At 60.9% G+C, this 17,569-nt stretch carries 21 protein-coding genes; 10 read left to right on the top strand and 11 right to left on the bottom strand.

Annotated elements, in window-relative coordinates; translation table 11 throughout:
* Positions 1 to 319: 319 nt before the first annotated feature.
* A complete protein-coding gene (locus GIW02_RS24800) occupies positions 320 to 2,377 on the bottom strand; it encodes a methyl-accepting chemotaxis protein (RefSeq protein WP_236417776.1) in 2,058 nt (685 codons plus the stop codon).
* Between the two features lie 315 nt (positions 2,378 to 2,692).
* On the opposite strand from GIW02_RS24800, the gene GIW02_RS24805 reads away from it, so the two are divergent.
* A complete protein-coding gene (locus GIW02_RS24805) occupies positions 2,693 to 3,205 on the top strand; it encodes a M35 family metallo-endopeptidase (protein WP_236417777.1) in 513 nt (170 codons plus the stop codon).
* 71 nt (positions 3,206 to 3,276) lie between these two features.
* A complete protein-coding gene (locus GIW02_RS24810; RefSeq protein WP_236417779.1) occupies positions 3,277 to 3,741 on the top strand; it encodes a hypothetical protein in 465 nt (154 codons plus the stop codon).
* 46 nt (positions 3,742 to 3,787) lie between these two features.
* Here GIW02_RS24810 and GIW02_RS24815 read toward each other — a convergent pair whose 3' ends face one another.
* Positions 3,788 to 4,327, bottom strand: a complete 540-nt coding sequence (locus tag GIW02_RS24815; protein ID WP_236417780.1) for a pesticin C-terminus-like muramidase — start codon at positions 4,325 to 4,327, stop codon at positions 3,788 to 3,790.
* A 165-nt stretch (positions 4,328 to 4,492) separates the two neighbouring features.
* Here GIW02_RS24815 and GIW02_RS24820 point away from each other — a divergent pair, with 165 nt between their 5' ends.
* From GIW02_RS24820 to GIW02_RS24830, 3 genes are all read left to right on the top strand, one after another.
* Complete coding sequence (locus tag GIW02_RS24820; RefSeq protein WP_236417781.1) at positions 4,493 to 4,876, top strand: Mor transcription activator family protein; 384 nt, start codon at positions 4,493 to 4,495, stop codon at positions 4,874 to 4,876.
* An 82-nt stretch (positions 4,877 to 4,958) separates the two neighbouring features.
* Entirely contained in the window at positions 4,959 to 5,639 is a 681-nt protein-coding gene (locus tag GIW02_RS24825; protein WP_236417782.1) for a DUF2589 domain-containing protein, read from the top strand.
* 59 nt (positions 5,640 to 5,698) lie between these two features.
* Positions 5,699 to 6,274 (top strand): DUF2589 domain-containing protein, encoded by a 576-nt coding sequence (locus GIW02_RS24830; protein WP_236417784.1) that lies wholly within the window; start codon positions 5,699 to 5,701, stop codon positions 6,272 to 6,274.
* 25 nt (positions 6,275 to 6,299) lie between these two features.
* Here the strand turns inward: GIW02_RS24830 and GIW02_RS24835 are convergent, their stop codons facing one another.
* From GIW02_RS24835 to GIW02_RS24845, 3 genes are all read right to left on the bottom strand, one after another.
* The gene (locus GIW02_RS24835; protein WP_236417786.1) at positions 6,300 to 6,590 is read right to left on the bottom strand and encodes a DUF3144 domain-containing protein; all 291 of its coding nucleotides are present in this window, start codon (positions 6,588 to 6,590) and stop codon (positions 6,300 to 6,302) included.
* Between the two features lie 147 nt (positions 6,591 to 6,737).
* Positions 6,738 to 7,433 carry a tRNA (adenine(22)-N(1))-methyltransferase TrmK gene (locus tag GIW02_RS24840; protein WP_236417787.1) on the bottom strand — a complete coding sequence of 232 codons (696 nt, stop codon included), beginning with the start codon at positions 7,431 to 7,433 and terminating at the stop codon, positions 6,738 to 6,740.
* A gap of 19 nt (positions 7,434 to 7,452) precedes the next feature.
* Positions 7,453 to 8,172, bottom strand: a complete 720-nt coding sequence (locus GIW02_RS24845) for a FadR/GntR family transcriptional regulator (protein WP_236417788.1) — start codon at positions 8,170 to 8,172, stop codon at positions 7,453 to 7,455.
* A 348-nt stretch (positions 8,173 to 8,520) separates the two neighbouring features.
* On the opposite strand from GIW02_RS24845, the gene GIW02_RS24850 reads away from it, so the two are divergent.
* Together GIW02_RS24850 and gudD are read left to right on the top strand one after the other, a co-directional pair.
* Complete coding sequence (locus tag GIW02_RS24850; RefSeq protein ID WP_236417791.1) at positions 8,521 to 9,882, top strand: MFS transporter; 1,362 nt, start codon at positions 8,521 to 8,523, stop codon at positions 9,880 to 9,882.
* 19 nt (positions 9,883 to 9,901) lie between these two features.
* Complete coding sequence (gene gudD / locus GIW02_RS24855) at positions 9,902 to 11,227, top strand: glucarate dehydratase (protein ID WP_236417793.1); 1,326 nt, start codon at positions 9,902 to 9,904, stop codon at positions 11,225 to 11,227.
* A gap of 58 nt (positions 11,228 to 11,285) precedes the next feature.
* Here the strand turns inward: gudD and GIW02_RS24860 are convergent, their stop codons facing one another.
* From GIW02_RS24860 to GIW02_RS24870, 3 genes are all read right to left on the bottom strand, one after another.
* The gene (locus tag GIW02_RS24860) at positions 11,286 to 11,663 is read right to left on the bottom strand and encodes an addiction module antidote protein (protein ID WP_236417794.1); all 378 of its coding nucleotides are present in this window, start codon (positions 11,661 to 11,663) and stop codon (positions 11,286 to 11,288) included.
* A 1-nt stretch (position 11,664) separates the two neighbouring features.
* Positions 11,665 to 11,967, bottom strand: a complete 303-nt coding sequence (locus GIW02_RS24865) for a type II toxin-antitoxin system RelE/ParE family toxin (protein ID WP_236417795.1) — start codon at positions 11,965 to 11,967, stop codon at positions 11,665 to 11,667.
* Positions 11,968 to 12,105: 138 nt separating this feature from the next.
* Complete coding sequence (locus GIW02_RS24870) at positions 12,106 to 13,029, bottom strand: ABC transporter substrate-binding protein (protein WP_236417796.1); 924 nt, start codon at positions 13,027 to 13,029, stop codon at positions 12,106 to 12,108.
* A 274-nt stretch (positions 13,030 to 13,303) separates the two neighbouring features.
* Between GIW02_RS24870 and GIW02_RS24875 the strand changes: the two genes are divergently transcribed.
* A complete protein-coding gene (locus GIW02_RS24875; RefSeq protein WP_236422148.1) occupies positions 13,304 to 14,545 on the top strand; it encodes an acyl-CoA dehydrogenase family protein in 1,242 nt (413 codons plus the stop codon).
* Between the two features lie 131 nt (positions 14,546 to 14,676).
* Here GIW02_RS24875 and GIW02_RS24880 read toward each other — a convergent pair whose 3' ends face one another.
* From GIW02_RS24880 to msrA, 3 genes are all read right to left on the bottom strand, one after another.
* Positions 14,677 to 14,919 (bottom strand): hypothetical protein, encoded by a 243-nt coding sequence (locus GIW02_RS24880; protein WP_236419686.1) that lies wholly within the window; start codon positions 14,917 to 14,919, stop codon positions 14,677 to 14,679.
* A gap of 12 nt (positions 14,920 to 14,931) precedes the next feature.
* On the bottom strand, positions 14,932 to 15,411 hold the full coding sequence (locus tag GIW02_RS24885; protein WP_236419684.1) for a hypothetical protein: 480 nt from the start codon (positions 15,409 to 15,411) through the stop codon (positions 14,932 to 14,934).
* A 218-nt stretch (positions 15,412 to 15,629) separates the two neighbouring features.
* On the bottom strand, positions 15,630 to 16,136 hold the full coding sequence (gene msrA, locus GIW02_RS24890; protein ID WP_236419682.1) for a peptide-methionine (S)-S-oxide reductase MsrA: 507 nt from the start codon (positions 16,134 to 16,136) through the stop codon (positions 15,630 to 15,632).
* 302 nt (positions 16,137 to 16,438) lie between these two features.
* Between msrA and GIW02_RS24895 the strand changes: the two genes are divergently transcribed.
* Together GIW02_RS24895 and GIW02_RS24900 are read left to right on the top strand one after the other, a co-directional pair.
* Positions 16,439 to 17,041: a hypothetical protein gene (locus tag GIW02_RS24895; RefSeq protein WP_236419680.1), complete on the top strand. Its 603-nt coding sequence runs from the start codon at positions 16,439 to 16,441 to the stop codon at positions 17,039 to 17,041.
* A 13-nt stretch (positions 17,042 to 17,054) separates the two neighbouring features.
* Positions 17,055 to 17,363 carry a hypothetical protein gene (locus GIW02_RS24900; RefSeq protein WP_236419679.1) on the top strand — a complete coding sequence of 103 codons (309 nt, stop codon included), beginning with the start codon at positions 17,055 to 17,057 and terminating at the stop codon, positions 17,361 to 17,363.
* Positions 17,364 to 17,569 lie beyond the last annotated feature (206 nt).

The raw sequence follows: 17,569 nt of genomic DNA on the forward strand, positions 1-17,569 counted from the left end.
CCACAAAGGAGAGGGGCTGCAGCGCTCAGCCCAGGCGGAAGCGTGCGGTGTTGTCACTCAATGCCTGGCTGCCCGTCCGCCGCGCGGTTGACCGCCCGCGCGCCTTCCAGCAGACGGCCAGCGGCCTGGTCCACTTGCTGGAGATTAAACGGCAGGCCCCCTCCCCCGTGGCGAGCGGGCTTGCCCGCGTTGGGCTGCGCAGCGGCCCCTATAAAGGTACTGCGTTTTTCCTGAAAGAACTCAGCACCTGGTTTTGGGGCTGCTACGCAGCCCAACGCGGGCAAGCCCGCTCGCCACAAAAGAGAGGGGGCTGCAGCGCTTAGCCCAGGCGGAAGCGTGCGGTGTTGTCACTCAATGCCTGGCTGCCCTTGCTCAGGGTGTCCGCCGCGCGGTTGACCGCGCGCGCGCCTTCCAGCAGACGGCCAGCGGCCTGGTCCACTTGCTGGATGTTGCCACTCACCTCATCTGCCGTCGCCGCTTGTTCCTCCACCGCCGTGGCGATCTGCGCCAGGGTGTCGGTCACGTTCTGAACGGCGCCGGCAATCTCGCCCAAGCGCGTACCCAGCCCAGTGACGGACTCGGCATCGGTGAGTGCCTGTTCGCACGCGGCGCCCATCAGGTTGACCGCTTGGCTCACGGTGGCGCGCAGGCTGTCCACAGTTCCGGCGATCTGCGCCGTCGAAGCCTGGGTGCGTTGCGACAGGCTGCGCACTTCATCGGCCACCACCGCAAAGCCACGGCCCTGCTCACCGGCGCGCGCCGCTTCAATGGCCGCGTTGAGCGCCAACAGGTTGGTCTGCTCGGCGATGCCGCGAATGGTGTCGACCACCGACTGAATCTGCTGGCCCTGCTGGCTGACCTGCTGCAGGGCGTCGGCGGTGTCGGTCAGGCGCTGGTTGAGCTGCTGGATGCTGGCCGTGGTGCGCTGGCTGTCGCGGCTGCTGTCTTCAGCAATCTGTCGGGTCTGCTGGGCACTGCCCGAGGCTTGCTCGCAACTTCTGGCGACGCCCATGGAGGTGGCGGCCAACTGGGTAGCGGCGGCGGCAATCTGGCTGATTTGATGCTGCTGGTCCTCGACTTCGCTGAGGGTGCTGCCCGACTGTGAATTGAGGGTAAGAACGGCGGAGCCCAGCTGCTGAGTCTCATGGTTGACACCCAGCAGACTCGCGCGCAATTGCACCACCGCGACGTTCAGCGCCGTGCTGATGGCCGCCAGTTCGTCGCGCCCTTCCACCGCCACTTCCACGCACAGGTTGCCGTCGCGCAGGGACTCGGCCAGGGTGGTGATGCCGCTGGCGCTGCGGCGGATCGAGGCTTGCAGGCACATGAACAGGTACAGCGCGGCCAAGGCCAACAGGCTGAACGTCAGCACCAGGGGAATGAACCGCGCGTTTGCATGGCCGTGGTAGTAGCTCAGGCGCGCATCAAGCGAGGCCAGCGATTGAATGCGCAGCGCACCCACCGCCTCGAGTGTGGCGTCGACGCTGCGCTCGAAGCCGGCCGTGTCGAGCTTGATGGTGCCGCCGAACACGCCGTCGTCGAGCACTTTGAGTTCGTTATCGAGCAATTGCAGAGTGGTGTCGTACTGCGCGGTCCAGGGCTCCATGCCCGCGTATTGCTTGGCCTTGAGCGAGGCGGCAGCCTTGGCCAATTGATCGCGCGCGTCGCCGATGCGGCTGCGCAGGTCGCGCATCTGCAAGCGGCTCTGCAAGGTGAATTGCCCCGACGCGATAGACGACTGCCCCACGCTGGCCATCCGGCCGATGCGCTCGATCAAGTCGGGGGTGTGCTGGGTGCCCATCTGCATGAGCATGTAGGTTTCCAGCCAGGGGTCGAGGATCAGGCCGGCGTCCAGGGTGATCTGCTCGCGCAGGGTTTGCATTGCGCTCAGGGCCGAGGTGAAACGATCGTAGCCATCCGGCCACCAGCCCACGGTGCGTAACGATGCCGAATCCATGCCCTTGACCGTGGCCTGCAAGGCTTCGAAGCGGGCGAGGATATCGGCGCTGGCGTTCTGGGTCTTCAGCGTATCACCCAGGGTTTGCAGGCTCTGCTGGATCAACGGGAAATTCGCATCGACCTTGTCCATCGCCGCCTTCGCGGCCGGGGTCGGGGCATGCAGGATGTCGGCGGCTTTCCAGCGCGCCGCCAGGTTGCGCTGGGCAGTCAGTTGGCCGTCCAGCGAATCCAGGGCCTGCAGTTGGTGAACGCCGGATTGCTCGGTGGAGATCACGCCTAATTTGTCGCGATAGTCCTGCCCGATCATCCACAGGCTGCCGGCCAGCGGCAGCATGAACAGGAAAAACAGGATCTGGAATTTGCGTGCGAAACCGAAACGTCCGAGCAGGCGGATACCGGGTGATAAAAGGCTGTGCATGTCCGACCACTCCCCAAAACAACCCACGCGGTGCAACGCGGGGCAAAACCTTGAAATGACTAACGGCAAAGTGCCATGTCATTGATTGAGAAGGCTCTAGCAAGATACGGGCCGTCGGCACACAGCCCTGAAACAGGGCGCCTGGTGCGCCGATGCACCCCGCTGCGTGCGCGAAAATGGGGCAAAAGCACTCAGGACCGAGGGCACACCTGTAACCATTGGCGCAGGTCGCGAAACCACGGAAAAGGTTCCTGCTGATAACGGCTTTTGCAGCTGCCCACACTGCAATCTCCTAAACACCACTGGAGATTCATCATGGCACGTGCACTCAACAGCTCTGAAAACAGGACCTTCCGGGCCGCCCGCTACGCGGCACTGCGCTCGTTGCGCTTCACCATTGACCAGCTCAACAGCGGCAATGCCACGGTTGCGCAGGTGTGGATGGGGGTCCAACAACCGGGCAACCTGCACACTCTGGCGCAATGCCTGGAGCGGATTTTCGCGGCGCTTCAAGGTATTCACCAGGGGCAGATCAACGTCGAACCCAACGGCCATTGGTTTGCAGAAGTCCACCCCAACGACCCCGCGCACCACATCACACTCGGGAGGGATTTCTTCACCACCGAGACGTACGGCAATGACTCACGTGCCGGCACCCTCATCCATGAAACCAGCCATTTCAACGACGTCCTGGGCACCCACGATCACGCCTACGGCCAGGAGGCCTGCCTGCGTCTGGTGCAACAAGCCCGGCAATACGACGGCAACCTGCAGACCGTGCTGTCAAACGCCGACAACTGGGAATACCTGGTAGAAAACTCCTACTGAGTGACCCGGCGCACACGGAAAAGCCTGTTTTCGAACAGGCTTTTTCATCATTGATAGACAAGGAGTTGATCATGAACCGTCGATTTTGGATGGCCGCTTCAATGGCCGCGCTTTACTTGAGCGCAGCCTCCGCACACGCACTCACAACCAGCACGGTTGAACCGCGCAAGCTGAAGGAATACGCCGTCACATTGGCAAGCAATGCGAGTCAATTCCAGTGGCAGCAACTCTGGCAAGCCACACGCAAAGCGGGGTATTTCAACAAGGCGTCGGGCGTTCACTTCACCACGGGCATGCCCCAGGTGACGGACTATGTACACGGCGTGTTAAACCAGGCCACGCAGGTCACCCCCTATGCCTCGACGCGTGCCACTTACCGGTATGCCTTTACCCAGGAAATCGGCATCGTCAACAAAGTCGCGGTCAAGGCCCTGTGTGTGGATGTCGACTGGCGCACCCTGCCCCCGGGAACCGACACCCAGGATGCAAGCAAGATGGGCGCCGTGAGCCTGCTGCTGGCAAGACCCTGCCGGTGATGAAAAACAGCCGTCCGAGGTCATCTCGGACGGCTGTCGCGTGGTATTACAACGCGCTCGCCAACAGATCCGCCTCCTTGCAACGGCGCGTCGCGTAGCGATCTCCGAAATTCCTCAGGTTACTCTCGGCCGCTTTCCAATCCGCCTTCACCACCTGCGCCCAGAATTTCGGCGTGCGGCTGGCGAGGTTGCCATATTGGAAGGCCACCGAGGCAATCACCGTCTGCATGGGTGCCGGCAACGAAGCAAACGCAACCCCGGCGGCCTGGCTGTAGGCATTGGCCAGGCGCTCGATGAAGGGCGCCTTGTAAGCCTCATCGATCCTGCGCGCATCCTCCGCGCTGACGGTCAGCGGCCGCGCCTGCAGGCAGGCCACGGCCTGGGCCCCGATCAAGCCAAGGTAGGGCGCCAACCGGTCACGCAGGTCCTTGGGCAGGGTATCGAGGTTTTTTTGCTGGCCGAGGTCAAAGCCGGTGCCGATGGTGACACCGCTGCGACTGTGTTCAGGGTCCGGCACATAACCGCGCGTGGCCGGCCCTCCTTCGAGCCGAGCAATAAAAGCCATATCAATCGAGTGAGTGGACATGGGTAGTTTCCTCTTGGGTTTAGGAAACCGCAGTCCATCACTCGCACTCCAACACGTTCAGCAGGTAAAACTTCCTTACTTTCATGGGTAAAGTTTCCTACTGATTATCGGCTGCCATTACTTCCTAAGCTCTGATCAGCTTTCGCACCCAAGGAGGTAAGACCGATGGAACCTAAAGACCTGGAACACATTGATGTTCATCAACTCCCCCATTCGCTGCAAGTGCTGATTGCCTGCGTTGGGCTGGAGAGCGCTTTCCGCCTGACGTGCGTATATGGCGGGCGCCCCAAGTACATTCCCAAGCATGCCCAGCGCACTTCGCTGGCGTTGATTTTGTCACCGGAATCACTGCAGGCGCTGATAGATGATTTCGCCGGAATCTCATTGGAAATTCCCAAGTCCGATCATTTTTTCCGGCAGATTCGTAACCAGAATATACAAATGGGTATTTCCGACGGCTTATCACGAAGTGCGTTAGCCGAGAAGTACGGTTTGAGCCTGCGGCAAATAGCCAATATTCGGCGCCAGGACAATTGTTGTCCTCGGTAATTACTTCCTACTGAACTAACACACCCAGCCTGCATAGAGTGAAGTTGCGCACTTTCGCGCAATGACGATAAGGATATTAAAAATGGCAGATATTGATAAAGGTCTTATTGGAGGCGTGATTGCCGCACTTCCTCTGGACAAGATGATCACCGGCCCGCTGATGGCAATGATCCAGGCGCAAGTCGCCGCGAGCAAAGCCTATGCGGACTTCCTGATGGGGGTGTGCATCCAGGACGGCAAGGCCGTTTCGGTGCAGTTCGACTATGACGAAACCCTCGTCGACGACCAGGGCGTCTACAAGGGTACGGTCAGCAAGAGCATGCGCATTCCGCTGCTGGCCGCCATCAGCCACCCGAACATCACCATCGAAGAAGGCAGCATCGAGTTCGAGCTGACCATCACCCAGATGGCCGAGGACACCAGTTCCAACGATGTCTCCGGCAGCTTCGGCGCCAAACTGGGGTGGGGGCCGTTCAGTGTTTCGGTGAAAGGCGCCGCCAGCCACAAGTCGTCCCAGACCCGCAAGACCGATACCCGCGCGCGCTATGAAATCAAAACCAAAATCGTTCGCCAGGACCCACCGGAAGCCCTGATGCGCGTGATCGACTTCCTCACGGATGCCGCCACCAAGCCGGTCATGCTGCCGAGCGCCACCGCCACCAGCCCGACCGAGCTGCCAAAAACAGGGGTACTGCCTTTGCCTGACGCTGCGTCGGGCGCCAAGCCTGATGCCAAGCCTGATGCCAAACCTGCAAAAACCTAATAACCCACCTCGCCCCGCCTTAGGGCGGGGCAACCCACTCGACTTGAAAGGAGCGCACCATGGCATTTTTTTCTCGCCCCAAGGAGCCCATGTCGGCCAGCGACTTGAGCCATATCACCCGAGGCCTGCACCAGGCGGCGGCGGCCACGCATAACCTGATCGCCCAGCAATACATCGCCTTGTTCGACCAGTTTTTCGATTACAACATCGAAGAACTGGGTACGCCCATGAAAGCCAAAATGGTCGAGATCGCCCTGAACGAGGGGCACACCATCTGCGTGCCGCTGATCGCACTGGTGGCGCCAAAGGGCTTGGCGCTGCACAAGATGGACGTGGACCTGTCGGTAAAAATGCACAGCACCGAGGTACAGAAAGCCACCCATGACCTGGAAAACGGCGACCTGCACAGCGAGAAATTTTTCGTGACCTTCGGCACAACCAAACGCGAAGGCCACGACCGTGACCCCGATGAAGTACAGATCCGCATCGAGTTCAAAGCGTGCGAGCCGCCAGAGGCGATCAACCGGATCATCGAGGAATACACCAACCTGATCAGCCCGATTGCGCAAGCCCCGACGCAAGCGCCAGCAGCCGCGCAACCGGCCCCGCAGGCGCCTTCAGACTTCGCACCGTGAGGCTGGGCACGCCAGCATCGCCGGCCTATTTGGCCAGCATGTATTGACTGAAATTATTGATGTGATCGTCCAGATTATCCTCAAGCATCATCCGGTACTGATCACAGAAATACTTCAACATTGCCTCGCGCGCCTCAGCCATTTCCGCGCCGGACTTGAAGTTACGCGCACTGGCCCAGGCATTGAAGCGGGTGGTGCCGAACATCATTGAGGCGCTGACCTCGCCGAGGTTTTCACAGGTTTTAAGCTGCTCGTTGGACAACTCGATGTGCGCGTCGGCACGGTCGTAGAAGGCTTGGTCGGTGGCGTCGGCCATGCTCGCGGTTCCTGAATGAACAAATGATGGCGCCATTGGAGCATAAGGCGCTGTGGTGGCGCAGCCCTTCTGTGGTGAGCGGGCGCGGTGGGTGCTGAACTGCTGCGCAGTCCAACGCGGGCAAGCCCGCTCGCCACGCTGTTTGGCTTAGGCGAGCAGCTGGGTAATCCACTTCGCCTGCTGGGTCAGCGCCTTGGTTGTTTCCTCCGGCACGGCTTGCCGCGCGTGCTCAAGGCTGGCCAAGGTTTTGTGTTTCTGGCGCAACATGCGCTGCCATTTGGCGATAAATTCCGGGCTGCGCGCCTGCATCTGCAGCGGGCCGAAGTACAGTTGTTCGGCGGTGTAGCTCACGGGTTCAGCGCGCTCGGCGACGATGATTTCGTAGTAGAAGCGATTTTCTCGCAGCAGCTCTTCGCGAACGATGGCATAGCCGTTGTCCATCAGCCATTGGCGCAGCGGTTGCTCGCCGCCGTTGGGTTGCAGGATCAGGCGTTCGTGACCGCGCAAGTAGGTCTTGCCGCTGTCGAGGATGTCGCGGATCGTCTCGCCGCCCATTCCGCACAGGCTGATCGCCGTGATCGCGTCACCCGGTTCGATGGCAGCCAGGCCATCGGCCAAGCGCACGGTAATCTGCGGCTCCAGGGCATTTTCACGCACCGTACGCTGAGCCGCGTGAAACGGCGTGGTTGCCACCTCACCCGCCACCGCCGCTGCGATCGCGCCACGGCGCAGCAATGCCACCGGCAGGTAGGCGTGGTCCGAGCCGATATCGGCCAGGCGCGCGCCCAACGGGATGTTCGCTGCCACGCGCTCCAGGCGCATGGATAAAGTGTGTTCGTTCAACGGTTGTTCCTTTGCATGTTCAAGCGCCCTGCTCTCCCGAAAACCGATCGCGACTGTTGGTCAGGTGCAGCACCATCGCAGCGCGGGCGGCGTCCGGGTCCTGGCGCTTGATCGCGTTGAAAATCGCCTCATGCTCAAGGTTCGCCAGCTGCCCCAGCTTGGCGAAGTCCGCGCCCCCGCGCTCGGCGCCCCTGACCTGGGTGCGCGGGATCATCGCATTGCCCAGGTGCAGCATGATTTCGGTGAAGAAGGTATTGCCGGTGGCTTCGGCGATCAACTGGTGAAAGCGTTTGTCCGCCTCCACGCAACTGTCGTTGTTGGCCAGGCATGCCTGGTAGTCGTCCAGCGCGGCACGCATCTGGGCCAACTGCGTGTCGGTCCTGCGCACCGCAGCCAGCGCCACCGCCTGCACCTCCAGGCCCAGGCGCAGCTCAAGCATGTTGCGCACGCTGGCCACCGTGTCCACGTGCAGGCGCAAGCCCTGCTGGGCGTGTTGCTCCAGCACAAAGGTGCCGATGCCATGGCGCGTCTCGACCAACCCCGAGGCCTGCAACTTGGACAACGCCTCGCGCACCACCGTACGGCTGACGCCGTGCTCAAGCACGATGGTGGATTCCGACGGCAGTTTTTCACCTGGCTTCAACTGCCCGAGCAGGATGCGCTGGGTCAGGTCTTCGACCACACCCTGGGCCAGGTTGGTGGAGCGTCTACGGGTAGGGGTTGCAGGTTCACTGGGCATTGCGACAGGTCCACGGGGCTGGGCTGGTGGGAGCTTAACACCCCACCCGACGGCCTCGCTGGGTTGAATAAAAAAATGACCAACTTGTATGACAAGTAACTTTTAGCCCGCCGAACACTCATTCAGCGCGGCCTACGCAGCAAGAGCCTCGTGCCCTATGAACGCGCTTAAAAAACCGCTTAAATCCCAGCAAATACTGTGCAAATAACCAAAACACTGAAAAGCCAGCGGCGTTATAAGCACAAAAACACTACGCACCGCATTGCGGACCCCAGAAAAGCACTTGTATGATGTCTATCAACAAGACACGCAATCCCGCATAAAAATAATCAGGGGGAGTTTTGAATTGTGAACAATTCAAGCCACGCATCTGCCGCTCCAAACAGTGATCCGGTCCTCGCGCGCGCCGTGCGCAAAGTGAAGAGCCATGTGCTCCCACTGTTCGTGATCATGTTCATCCTCAACTACATCGACCGGGTCAACATCGGCTTCGTGCGCACGCACATGGAGCACGACCTGGGCATCGGCGCTGCGGCCTATGGCTTTGGTGCCGGGCTGTTCTTCATCGGCTACGCCCTCTTCGAAGTGCCCTCCAACATGCTGCTGCAAAAGGTCGGCGCGCGTATCTGGCTGACCCGCATCATGTTCACCTGGGGCATCGTCGCCACGCTGATGGCGTTTATCCAGAACGAAACCCACTTCTACATCCTGCGCTTCCTGCTGGGTGTGGCCGAAGCTGGCTTCTTTCCAGGGGTGATCTACTACTTCACCCGCTGGCTGCCGGGCGTGGAGCGCGGTAAAGCCATCGCAATTTTCCTCAGCGGCTCGGCGGTGGCCTCGCTGATCTCCGGCCCGCTGTCCGGCGTGCTGCTGCAGATCGAAGGGTTTGGCTTGCACGGCTGGCAATGGATGTTTGCCATAGAAGGCCTGGCCTCGGTGGCCATCGGCTTCTTTGTGTGGTTCTGGCTGGACTCCAAACCCCACGACGCCAAATGGATGACCCGCGAAGAACAGGACGCACTGGTCGACGCCATCGACCAGGAACAGCGCGACCGCGAAGCCCTCACCAGCGTTAAACCGAGCCTCGGCAAGCTGCTTAAAGACCGCCAGATCATGCTGTTTTGCGCGCTGTATTTCTGCATCCAGCTGACGATCTACGCAGCGACGTTCTGGCTGCCGAGCATCATCAAGAAGATGGGCGACTTGAGCGATGTGCAGGTTGGGTTCTTCAACTCGATCCCGTGGCTCATCTCGATTATCGCCATGTACGCCTTCGCGTCGCTGTCGGGCAAGTTCAAGTTCCAGCAGGCCTGGGTCGCGGCAGCCTTGTTGATTGCGGCGGCAGGCATGTTCATGTCCACCACCGGCGGGCCGATCTTCGCGTTTGTGGCGATCTGCTTTGCGGCCATCGGGTTCAAGTCGGCATCGTCGCTGTTCTGGCCGATCCCCCAGGGCTATCTGGATGTGCGCATCGCCGCCGCCGTGATCGCGCTGATCAACTCCATCGGCAACCTGGGCGGTTTCGTCGCGCCCACCACCTTTGGCTTCCTGGAGCAGACCACCGGCTCGATCCAGGGCGGCCTCTACGGCCTGGCCGGCACCTCGGTGCTCGCGGCGATCCTGGTGTTCTTCGCCAAGACCGCGCCCTCGGCGGTGTTGACCTCGCCCAGCGCCACCCCCACCGGCGCCGCCCTCAGCAAACCTCTTTGAGCCTTTTTAGGAAATTGCCATGAATACTCCTGTAGTCACGCACCTGCACGTTATCCCGGTCGCCGGCCACGACAGCATGCTGCTCAACCTGAGTGGCGCCCATGGGCCCTACTTCACGCGCAACATCGTCATCCTCAAAGACAGCGCCGGTAACACCGGGGTGGGCGAAGTGCCCGGCGGCGAGCGCATTCGCGAAACCCTGGAGGACGCGCGCAGCCTGGTGATCGGCCAACCCATCGGGCACTACCAACGCATCCTCAACCAGATGCGCAGCACGTTTGCCTCACGGGATGCCGCCGGCCGTGGCCTGCAAACCTTTGACCTGCGTATCACCATCCATGCCGTCACCGCCATGGAAGCCGCCCTGCTTGACCTGCTGGGGCAGTTCCTCGACGTACCGGTGGCAGCCTTGCTCGGCGAAGGGCAGCAACGCGACGCGGTGAAAATGCTCGGCTACCTGTTCTATGTCGGCGACCGCCAGGCGACCGACCTGGCCTACCGCAACGAGGCCGACGCCGACGACGACTGGTTCCGCCTGCGCCATGAAACCGCCCTGACCGCCGAGGCGGTGGTGCGCCTGGCTGAAGCCGCTCAAGCCAAATACGGCTTCAATGACTTCAAGCTCAAGGGCGGCGTGCTAAGCGGCGATGAAGAAATCGAAGCGGTCACGGCACTGGCCGAACGCTTCCCGGATGCACGCATCACCCTCGACCCGAACGGCGCCTGGTCGTTGAAAGAAGCCATCCGCCTGTGCCGCGACCAGCACCACGTGCTGGCCTATGCTGAAGACCCTTGCGGCGCTGAAAACGGCTATTCGGGCCGCGAAGTCATGGCCGAATTCCGCCGCGCCACAGGCCTGAAGACCGCCACCAACATGATCGCCACCGACTGGCGCGAAATGGGCCACGCCATCCAACTGCAATCGGTCGACATCCCGCTGGCCGACCCGCACTTCTGGACGATGCAAGGCTCGGTGCGCGTGGCGCAGATGTGCAACGACTGGGGCCTGACCTGGGGTTCGCACTCCAACAACCACTTCGATATTTCCCTGGCGATGTTCACCCACGTGGCCGCCGCCGCACCGGGCGACATCACCGCCATCGACACCCACTGGATCTGGCAGGACGGCCAGCGCCTGACAAAGGAGCCGCTGAAAATCGAAGGCGGCTACGTGAAAGTACCGGCCAAGCCTGGCCTGGGTGTGGACATCGACATGGACGCCGTGGCCAAGGCCCACGAGGTGTACAAAGGCATGGGCCTTGGCGCGCGGGATGACAGCGTGGCGATGCAGTTTTTGATTCCGGGTTGGAGCTTCAACAACAAACAACCTTGTTTGGTACGGTAACCCAGGCACTGACGGACAGCGCCCCTACAGGGGCGCCTTGAATATCAGGGTTTACCGGCTACTGCCCGCTTTTGCGCGGGTAGGTTTTTTTCAGCGCCGTTGCAGCAATCGGCTGCACCGTCAGCTCCACGCCTAACGCCAGCATCAGCTTCTGGATGGTTTCATAGCGCGTTTTCGAGCCGCCCTTGAGGGTTTTATACAGGCTCTCCCGATTAACCCCTGCAGCCTCGGCCACCTTGTTCACGCCCTGGGCCTTGGCGACCTCCGCAAGCGCCTTCATCAATATCTGCGGGTCTTGAGACTTCATGCTCTGCGCCAGATACGCACTGATGGTCTCCGGGCTGTCGAGGAAGCGCGAAGCCTCGTAGACGCGGGTGCCGGAGGTATCAACATCGAGGATCGGCATGTCCTCGGGTTTGAATTTCGCTTCACTCATTTCATCTACCTCTAAGGGCGTCGAGGATCTCTTTTGCCCTTTTGATCCCTCTGTTCTGGTCAGTTTTATCACCGCCCCACAGCATCAAATAGGCGGTGATACCCGTACGGACAAAGTAAATTCTGTAGCCGGGGCCGATAAAAACACGCATTTCACTCAGGCCGTGGCCGACCGGTTCGCAATCGCCAAAATTGTTTTCCTCGGCCCGGTCCAGGCGAGCCAGAATTGCCGTTTTACCCCAGATATCCCTCATACCATCGAGCCATGTAGAAAACTCTGGCGTCCTGCCGATCAAGTTAGTCACAGATTCACATGTAGCCTACTGGCTACTCCTTGCTGAGGCTAGAGATTTTTTGTTCCAGCGATAGCCGGAATAAAAAACCCTAGCCCAGCCCGCGCAGTATCGGCCTGTCGATACTATGAGCGGTTGTGTCCCCAACGTTTAAAGCACCCGATCAAACAACGGCGCTACGTCATACCGCTGCTTCAACATCTGCGCATCCACCAGAAAATCCGCCGTGGCCTGGGCCTCGCTGACAATCGTCGGCGAAATCGGCAGCACCTTGATCGCATCGCGCTTGAACCACACCTTGGCGATTTCCGGTGCGGACTGGTTGGCCTTCGACCACGCCTCGGCATACTCATCGACGTGGGTGTTACTCCACACGCGCGCGCGCGTGAGGCGTGCAATAAAGTCCTTGATGATCGCGCTTTTTTGCGCCAGCGCCGGTTCATAGGCAACGATGTAGGTCGGCGCGCTCATCAGGCCCTTGGCATTGCGGATCAACGTGCTGCCTTCTTTTTCCTGCAGCGACACATAGGGTTCCCAAGTGCCAAAGGCGTCGATGTCGCCTTGGGTCAGTGCCAGGCTGGCTTCGGCCGGCAGCAGGTATTTGAAGTTCACACTGCTGCGCGGAACACCGGCTTCATCCAGGGCTTTGTACGCCAGTTGTTGGCTCCATGAGCCGTTCCAGATCGCAACGGTTTTGCCTTTGAGGTCGGCCACCGAGTGAATGCCCTTGCGCGCCACAATGCCGACGCCGTCGAGGCTGGTCTGGGTGCTGGCGACCACCTTCACCGGCGCGCCGTTGGCGGCCAGGCTGATCACCGGTGTATCGCCGACGATACCCACGTCCAGCGCACCGCTGGCCACCGCCGAGGCAACCGGCGAGCCGGTGTTGAAGCGCTTGAAGTCGATTGTATAGGGCAAGTCTTTAAGCTCGCCCGACAGCTCCAGCACGATGCGGTTGGAGAAGAACTGATCGCCCACTGTGAGGGTCTGGGGCTGCGCCGCCCAGGCCAGCGGGCCCTGCAACGTGAGGGAGGCCAGGCCGAGCACGGCGAGCAAGTTGCGACGATTGATCATGAAGGAAATCCACAGGGTTAATGGCTGACTCAACCATCTGTGGGCGTGCAGTCTGGTAGTGAGAAAAGGGGGTTTTCGGTCGCCGAGCGTGGCGCTCCTAGAAGCTAACGCAATCAAGGCGCGGCGGTTAATACTGTTGGGCTCTATCGATAGAACCGCAGCGCAGTTCGATAGCTAATTTTCGTATTAAAAACTTCGCGCCCCCTGGGTTAGGGTGGCGTCACCAGACCACTGGACCCCCGCACCTGAACCACTTTTTTGCAAGGTCCATTGCATGTCGACTCCCGCACTGAATATCTGGGGCGCACCGCCCTCCGAACGCTACGAACAGCTGGCAGCACCGTTTCGCCCGCTCTTTGCGCAGATCCTCGCGCACGCCGCCGAGGCTGACCAGACACGCGCCAGCCTGGCCGCCGTGATCCAGCAACTGAATGCCCTGGGCCTGCCACGCTGGCGCTTGCCACACAGCTATGGCGGCCACGGCGCCAGCCTGGTTGAACTGCTGGCCTTGCTCACCGAGCTGTCCGCCGCCGACTCCAACATCACCCAGGCGCTGCGCGGGCATTTCGGTTTTTGCGAAGACGTGCTCAGCGCCAAGGACCTCGATTGGCGCGCCAAGTGGCTCGACCGGCTCGGCCAGGGCGCCCTGCTCTCGCCCGGCAGCACTGAAGTCGGCAACCAGACCCGCGGCGATTTCGAGACCCGCCTGGTCCGCGACGCAGCCGGGGCGCTGCGCATCAGCGGCAGAAAGTTCTACACCACTGGCGCGCTCTACAGCGACCTGATCAACACCATTGCCACCGGTGAAGACGGCACGACTTACAGCGTGGTCGTCGACCTCAAGGCGCCCGGCGTGCAGATAGTTGATGACTGGAACGGCTTCGGCCAACGCCTCACCGCCAGCGGTACGTGCATCTTCGACAATGCCCCCGTGGTGGACGACGATGCACGCCCCACCCAGCAGCGGTTCGGCCATGGCCAATCGTTCTTCCAGCTCTACCACCTCAGTACCCTCGCCGGCATCGCGCGCCGTGCGGCCCTGAGCGGCGCCGAAGAACTCAGCCGACGCGCGCGCACCTTCACCACCGGCAACGCCGACATCGCAGGCCAGGACGTACAACTGCTGCAAGTGATCGGCGAAGTCGCCAGCCACGCCTACGCCGCCCAAGCCATCGCCCAGCAAGCGGCGCAGCGCCTGGAACAGACGGCGCAGTATGTGATCAGCCATGACCAACCCCTGCAGGATAACGACCCGCAGGTGGCACTGGCGGAATTGGAAGTGTGCCTGGCGGTCAACCCGGTGGTGGACGCCACCCTCGCGGCGACCACCGCGCTGTTCGATGCGCTGGGCGCCAGCGCCACGGCCAGCGACAAGGCGCTGGATCGGCTATGGCGTAACGCACGCACCTTGGCGAACCACAACCCGCGCGTGTACAAGTCGCGGATCGTGGGCAATTACCTGGTCAATGGGCTGCTGCCGCCGGCGCAGTGGCGGGTCGGTGTCGCCAACGTTTGATCAAGCAACACAGAGCAGATGCGGGAGAGTTTGACTGACTCACAAACGCCAACACCCGCGCCAAACACGTAAAAGAGCGTGACCGGTTCGAAATCGACAAACACCGCAGTGAGGGCTGGCAGGCCCCCCCTTCAGCCAACCGGCTCGAACCGCCGCCGTTTCAGAAACAATCCCACCCCCAGCGCCACGGCAAAGATCGACAGCAGCCCCAGGTCTGCCCCCCACAGGCGGACCTGGCTGGCAGCCACGCAGCCTATCGCGCCCACCACCACCAGCAGCCCCCCCAGCCACGTGCGAAGCACGTAGGGTTTAAGCAAACGGTCGAGCAGAAAAAACAGCACCAAGGCAAAGAGCAGCACAATGATGTCGGACATGGGCATCTCCCCTCAGGTCTTGATGATCAGCGTCGAGGCGCTGCGTTGCGGGCCAATACCACCGTTCACCTGGGCCTCGATGCTGACCAGTATGTCGCCGGCATGGTAGGTGGGCAGGACGTCGTTGGCGTACATGCGCACGCCGGCACCTACCGGCACACCCACGTAAGGGGACGCTATATAAGAGGCGGCGCCGGCAAAGGCGCTGGCGGCGAGGTTGGCGATTTTGGTGCGTTGGGCATTGAGGGCGTCGCCCTGCTCGCGGGTCAGCGGCTTGGAGATGCCGATCATCATCACGCACGGCAAGTTCTTGGCCAGCATCTTGTCGTACACCTCGACGACCTTGCGGTTGACCTCATAGTGGGCACTTTTCGCCTCGCCAAAATGCAGCTCGCGCAGGCGCCCACGTTCGCTGTCGGTGAGGGTGATTTGAGACACGTTGAAAACGATCCCGTGATTGCCCATGTATTGAAAAGTCCCTTCGACCTTCATCGCACGCATCCTTTCGAGCCAAAAGACGGCGATTCTCTACAAGGCGCGCGGTGGATTCAAATCATTTCACCCCCTGGGCGAAATAAGCGGGCATTGGCGGCCGCGCCCCATTAACGGTAAACACCATCAATGAGGCGAGGCAGCTTGCTGCCGTTGGGCCGCGCAGCCGCCCCGCGCTTGTAGTTGATCAACAACGGGAGCGCTGCGCAGCCCAACCTTCAAGCGCGCTTGGGCAGCTTCCAATTCGGCCGGATGAAATGGCAGGTATAGCCATTCGGTATCCGCTCCAGGTAATCCTGATGCTCAGGCTCGGCCTCCCAAAACGCTGAGGCGGGCTCGATTTCAGTCACCACACGCCCCGGCCACAACGCAGAGGCATCCACATCAGCCGCGGTGTCTTGGGCAATATCGCGTTGCTGTTCGCTCAGGTAATAAATCGCCGAACGGTAGCTGGGCCCCAGGTCATTGCCCTGGCGGTTAGGCGTGCTGGGGTCATGGATCTGGAAGAAGAACTCAAGAATCTGCCGGTAGGTGATCACCGCCGGGTCAAACACGATCTCGATCGCTTCGGCATGGTTGCCATGGTTGCGGTACGTGGCATTCGGCACATCGCCGCCGGTGTAGCCGACGCGCGTACTCAGCACGCCGGGGTAGCGTCGCAACAGGTCCTGCATGCCCCAGAAGCAGCCGCCGGCGAGGATGGCGGTTTCGGTTTGGTTGGTCATGGTCTGTCCTTGCGCTCACTGAATGGATACAGGAGTAGTTATGGGGCGCTGTTGGCGAATACCAAGTTGAATCGCGCAAAAATGCGCTGGCTACCTATTTCCCCGAGGCGCAGGCGTATCTCCAGCCGCCTGTCATACTCCGCCGTGGGCGGGTAGAAATCCAGGGGCAGATTGTCAGGCAATTGCCGTCGCGCAAACATGATCAAGCCCGTCCTCATCCGCCCCAACAAATTTTCCTCGCTTACGCAATGCACCTGTTTTCTCGTGGTCTTTACACTCGACTCCGCAAAAGGACAGGCTCCATGTCGATACGCCCTGCTCTCTGCCTACTGGCCCTGCCGTTATTCGCAGGCTGCCAGTATTTGCCCCACACCGATTACTTCACAGCCCCTGACAACGAGCCCAACCCCGCCTGGATACGCATCGTCAACTTCACTCAGCATGCCAGTGTGTACCAGTACGAAAACGGGATACGCTCGGGCGGCGTCATTCGCAGTGGGCCGCTTCCGTTCATCCATACCCAGGATGAGGGGATGCCCAAAGCAGGGCAAAATCTCACGTCGGACTACTACGAAACGCGTATCCGACCCGGCGTCGAAACGCACGTGGGTATGTACTGGGAGGGGGCGCGCACGCGATCCTGCCATGTCTCGACGACGTTCACGCCCCAACCTGGGCGCTATTACCAGTTCAGGCTGACATCGGGCTCAACAGGCACCTGCACGTTGTACCCGTCGCTGATTGAGCGCGACAAGGAAGGAGACGGCTGGCACCTCACTCCAAACTCGCAAGTGACGTACAAGGGCGAAGGGCCGACGGCCAAAACCCATTACAACAATGGCCGCTTCGAAGACCCCAATTACCAACCACCGGCGCAGCTTTACCCCGGTACAGACGTTTTATAAGAGGAGGCGTTCGGTGGGTATCAGAACGTACTGGCTAACGCTCGGCGAACGCGCGTCAGAGGACCTGTTCGCATGGTCGGCGTTTGTCGCGCAAACGGAATTTCTGTGGCAAGACGCTGCTCTGGTCCAGGACGCCGCCGCGTGGCAGCGTCTTTGGTTCGAACTGGAGATAATCAACGCGCTTGCGCTGGCTCAATGGGAAGATCAGGAAAGGCCGCAGGATTGGTCATGCGTCTGGAACAAAGACTATCGAAACGATGCGGCCGCGCTGGCGGCTGAACTGACAGCCATGGTGTGCGATGCGGATGCATCTGGCGTCTGAACGTACGAGGTCAATATGGGCTATCACGTCTGCCACAGGTATGGGGTCATGAGTTCGGATCCAGGCCTGCACTGAATGGGTCCGAGGTAAGTAGGCATGTGGAATGACCGCTTCTCAACCGTCAGCGCGTTTTTACACACTCTGGGCCGCAAGCAAACCTTCATCAACCACCCCTCCCCTAGCCACCCCGCGTCCATCCGTCGCAC

The organism is Pseudomonas syringae (assembly GCF_021606685.1).
In the GTDB taxonomy this organism is placed as follows: Bacteria; Pseudomonadota; Gammaproteobacteria; order Pseudomonadales; family Pseudomonadaceae; genus Aquipseudomonas; species Aquipseudomonas syringae_R.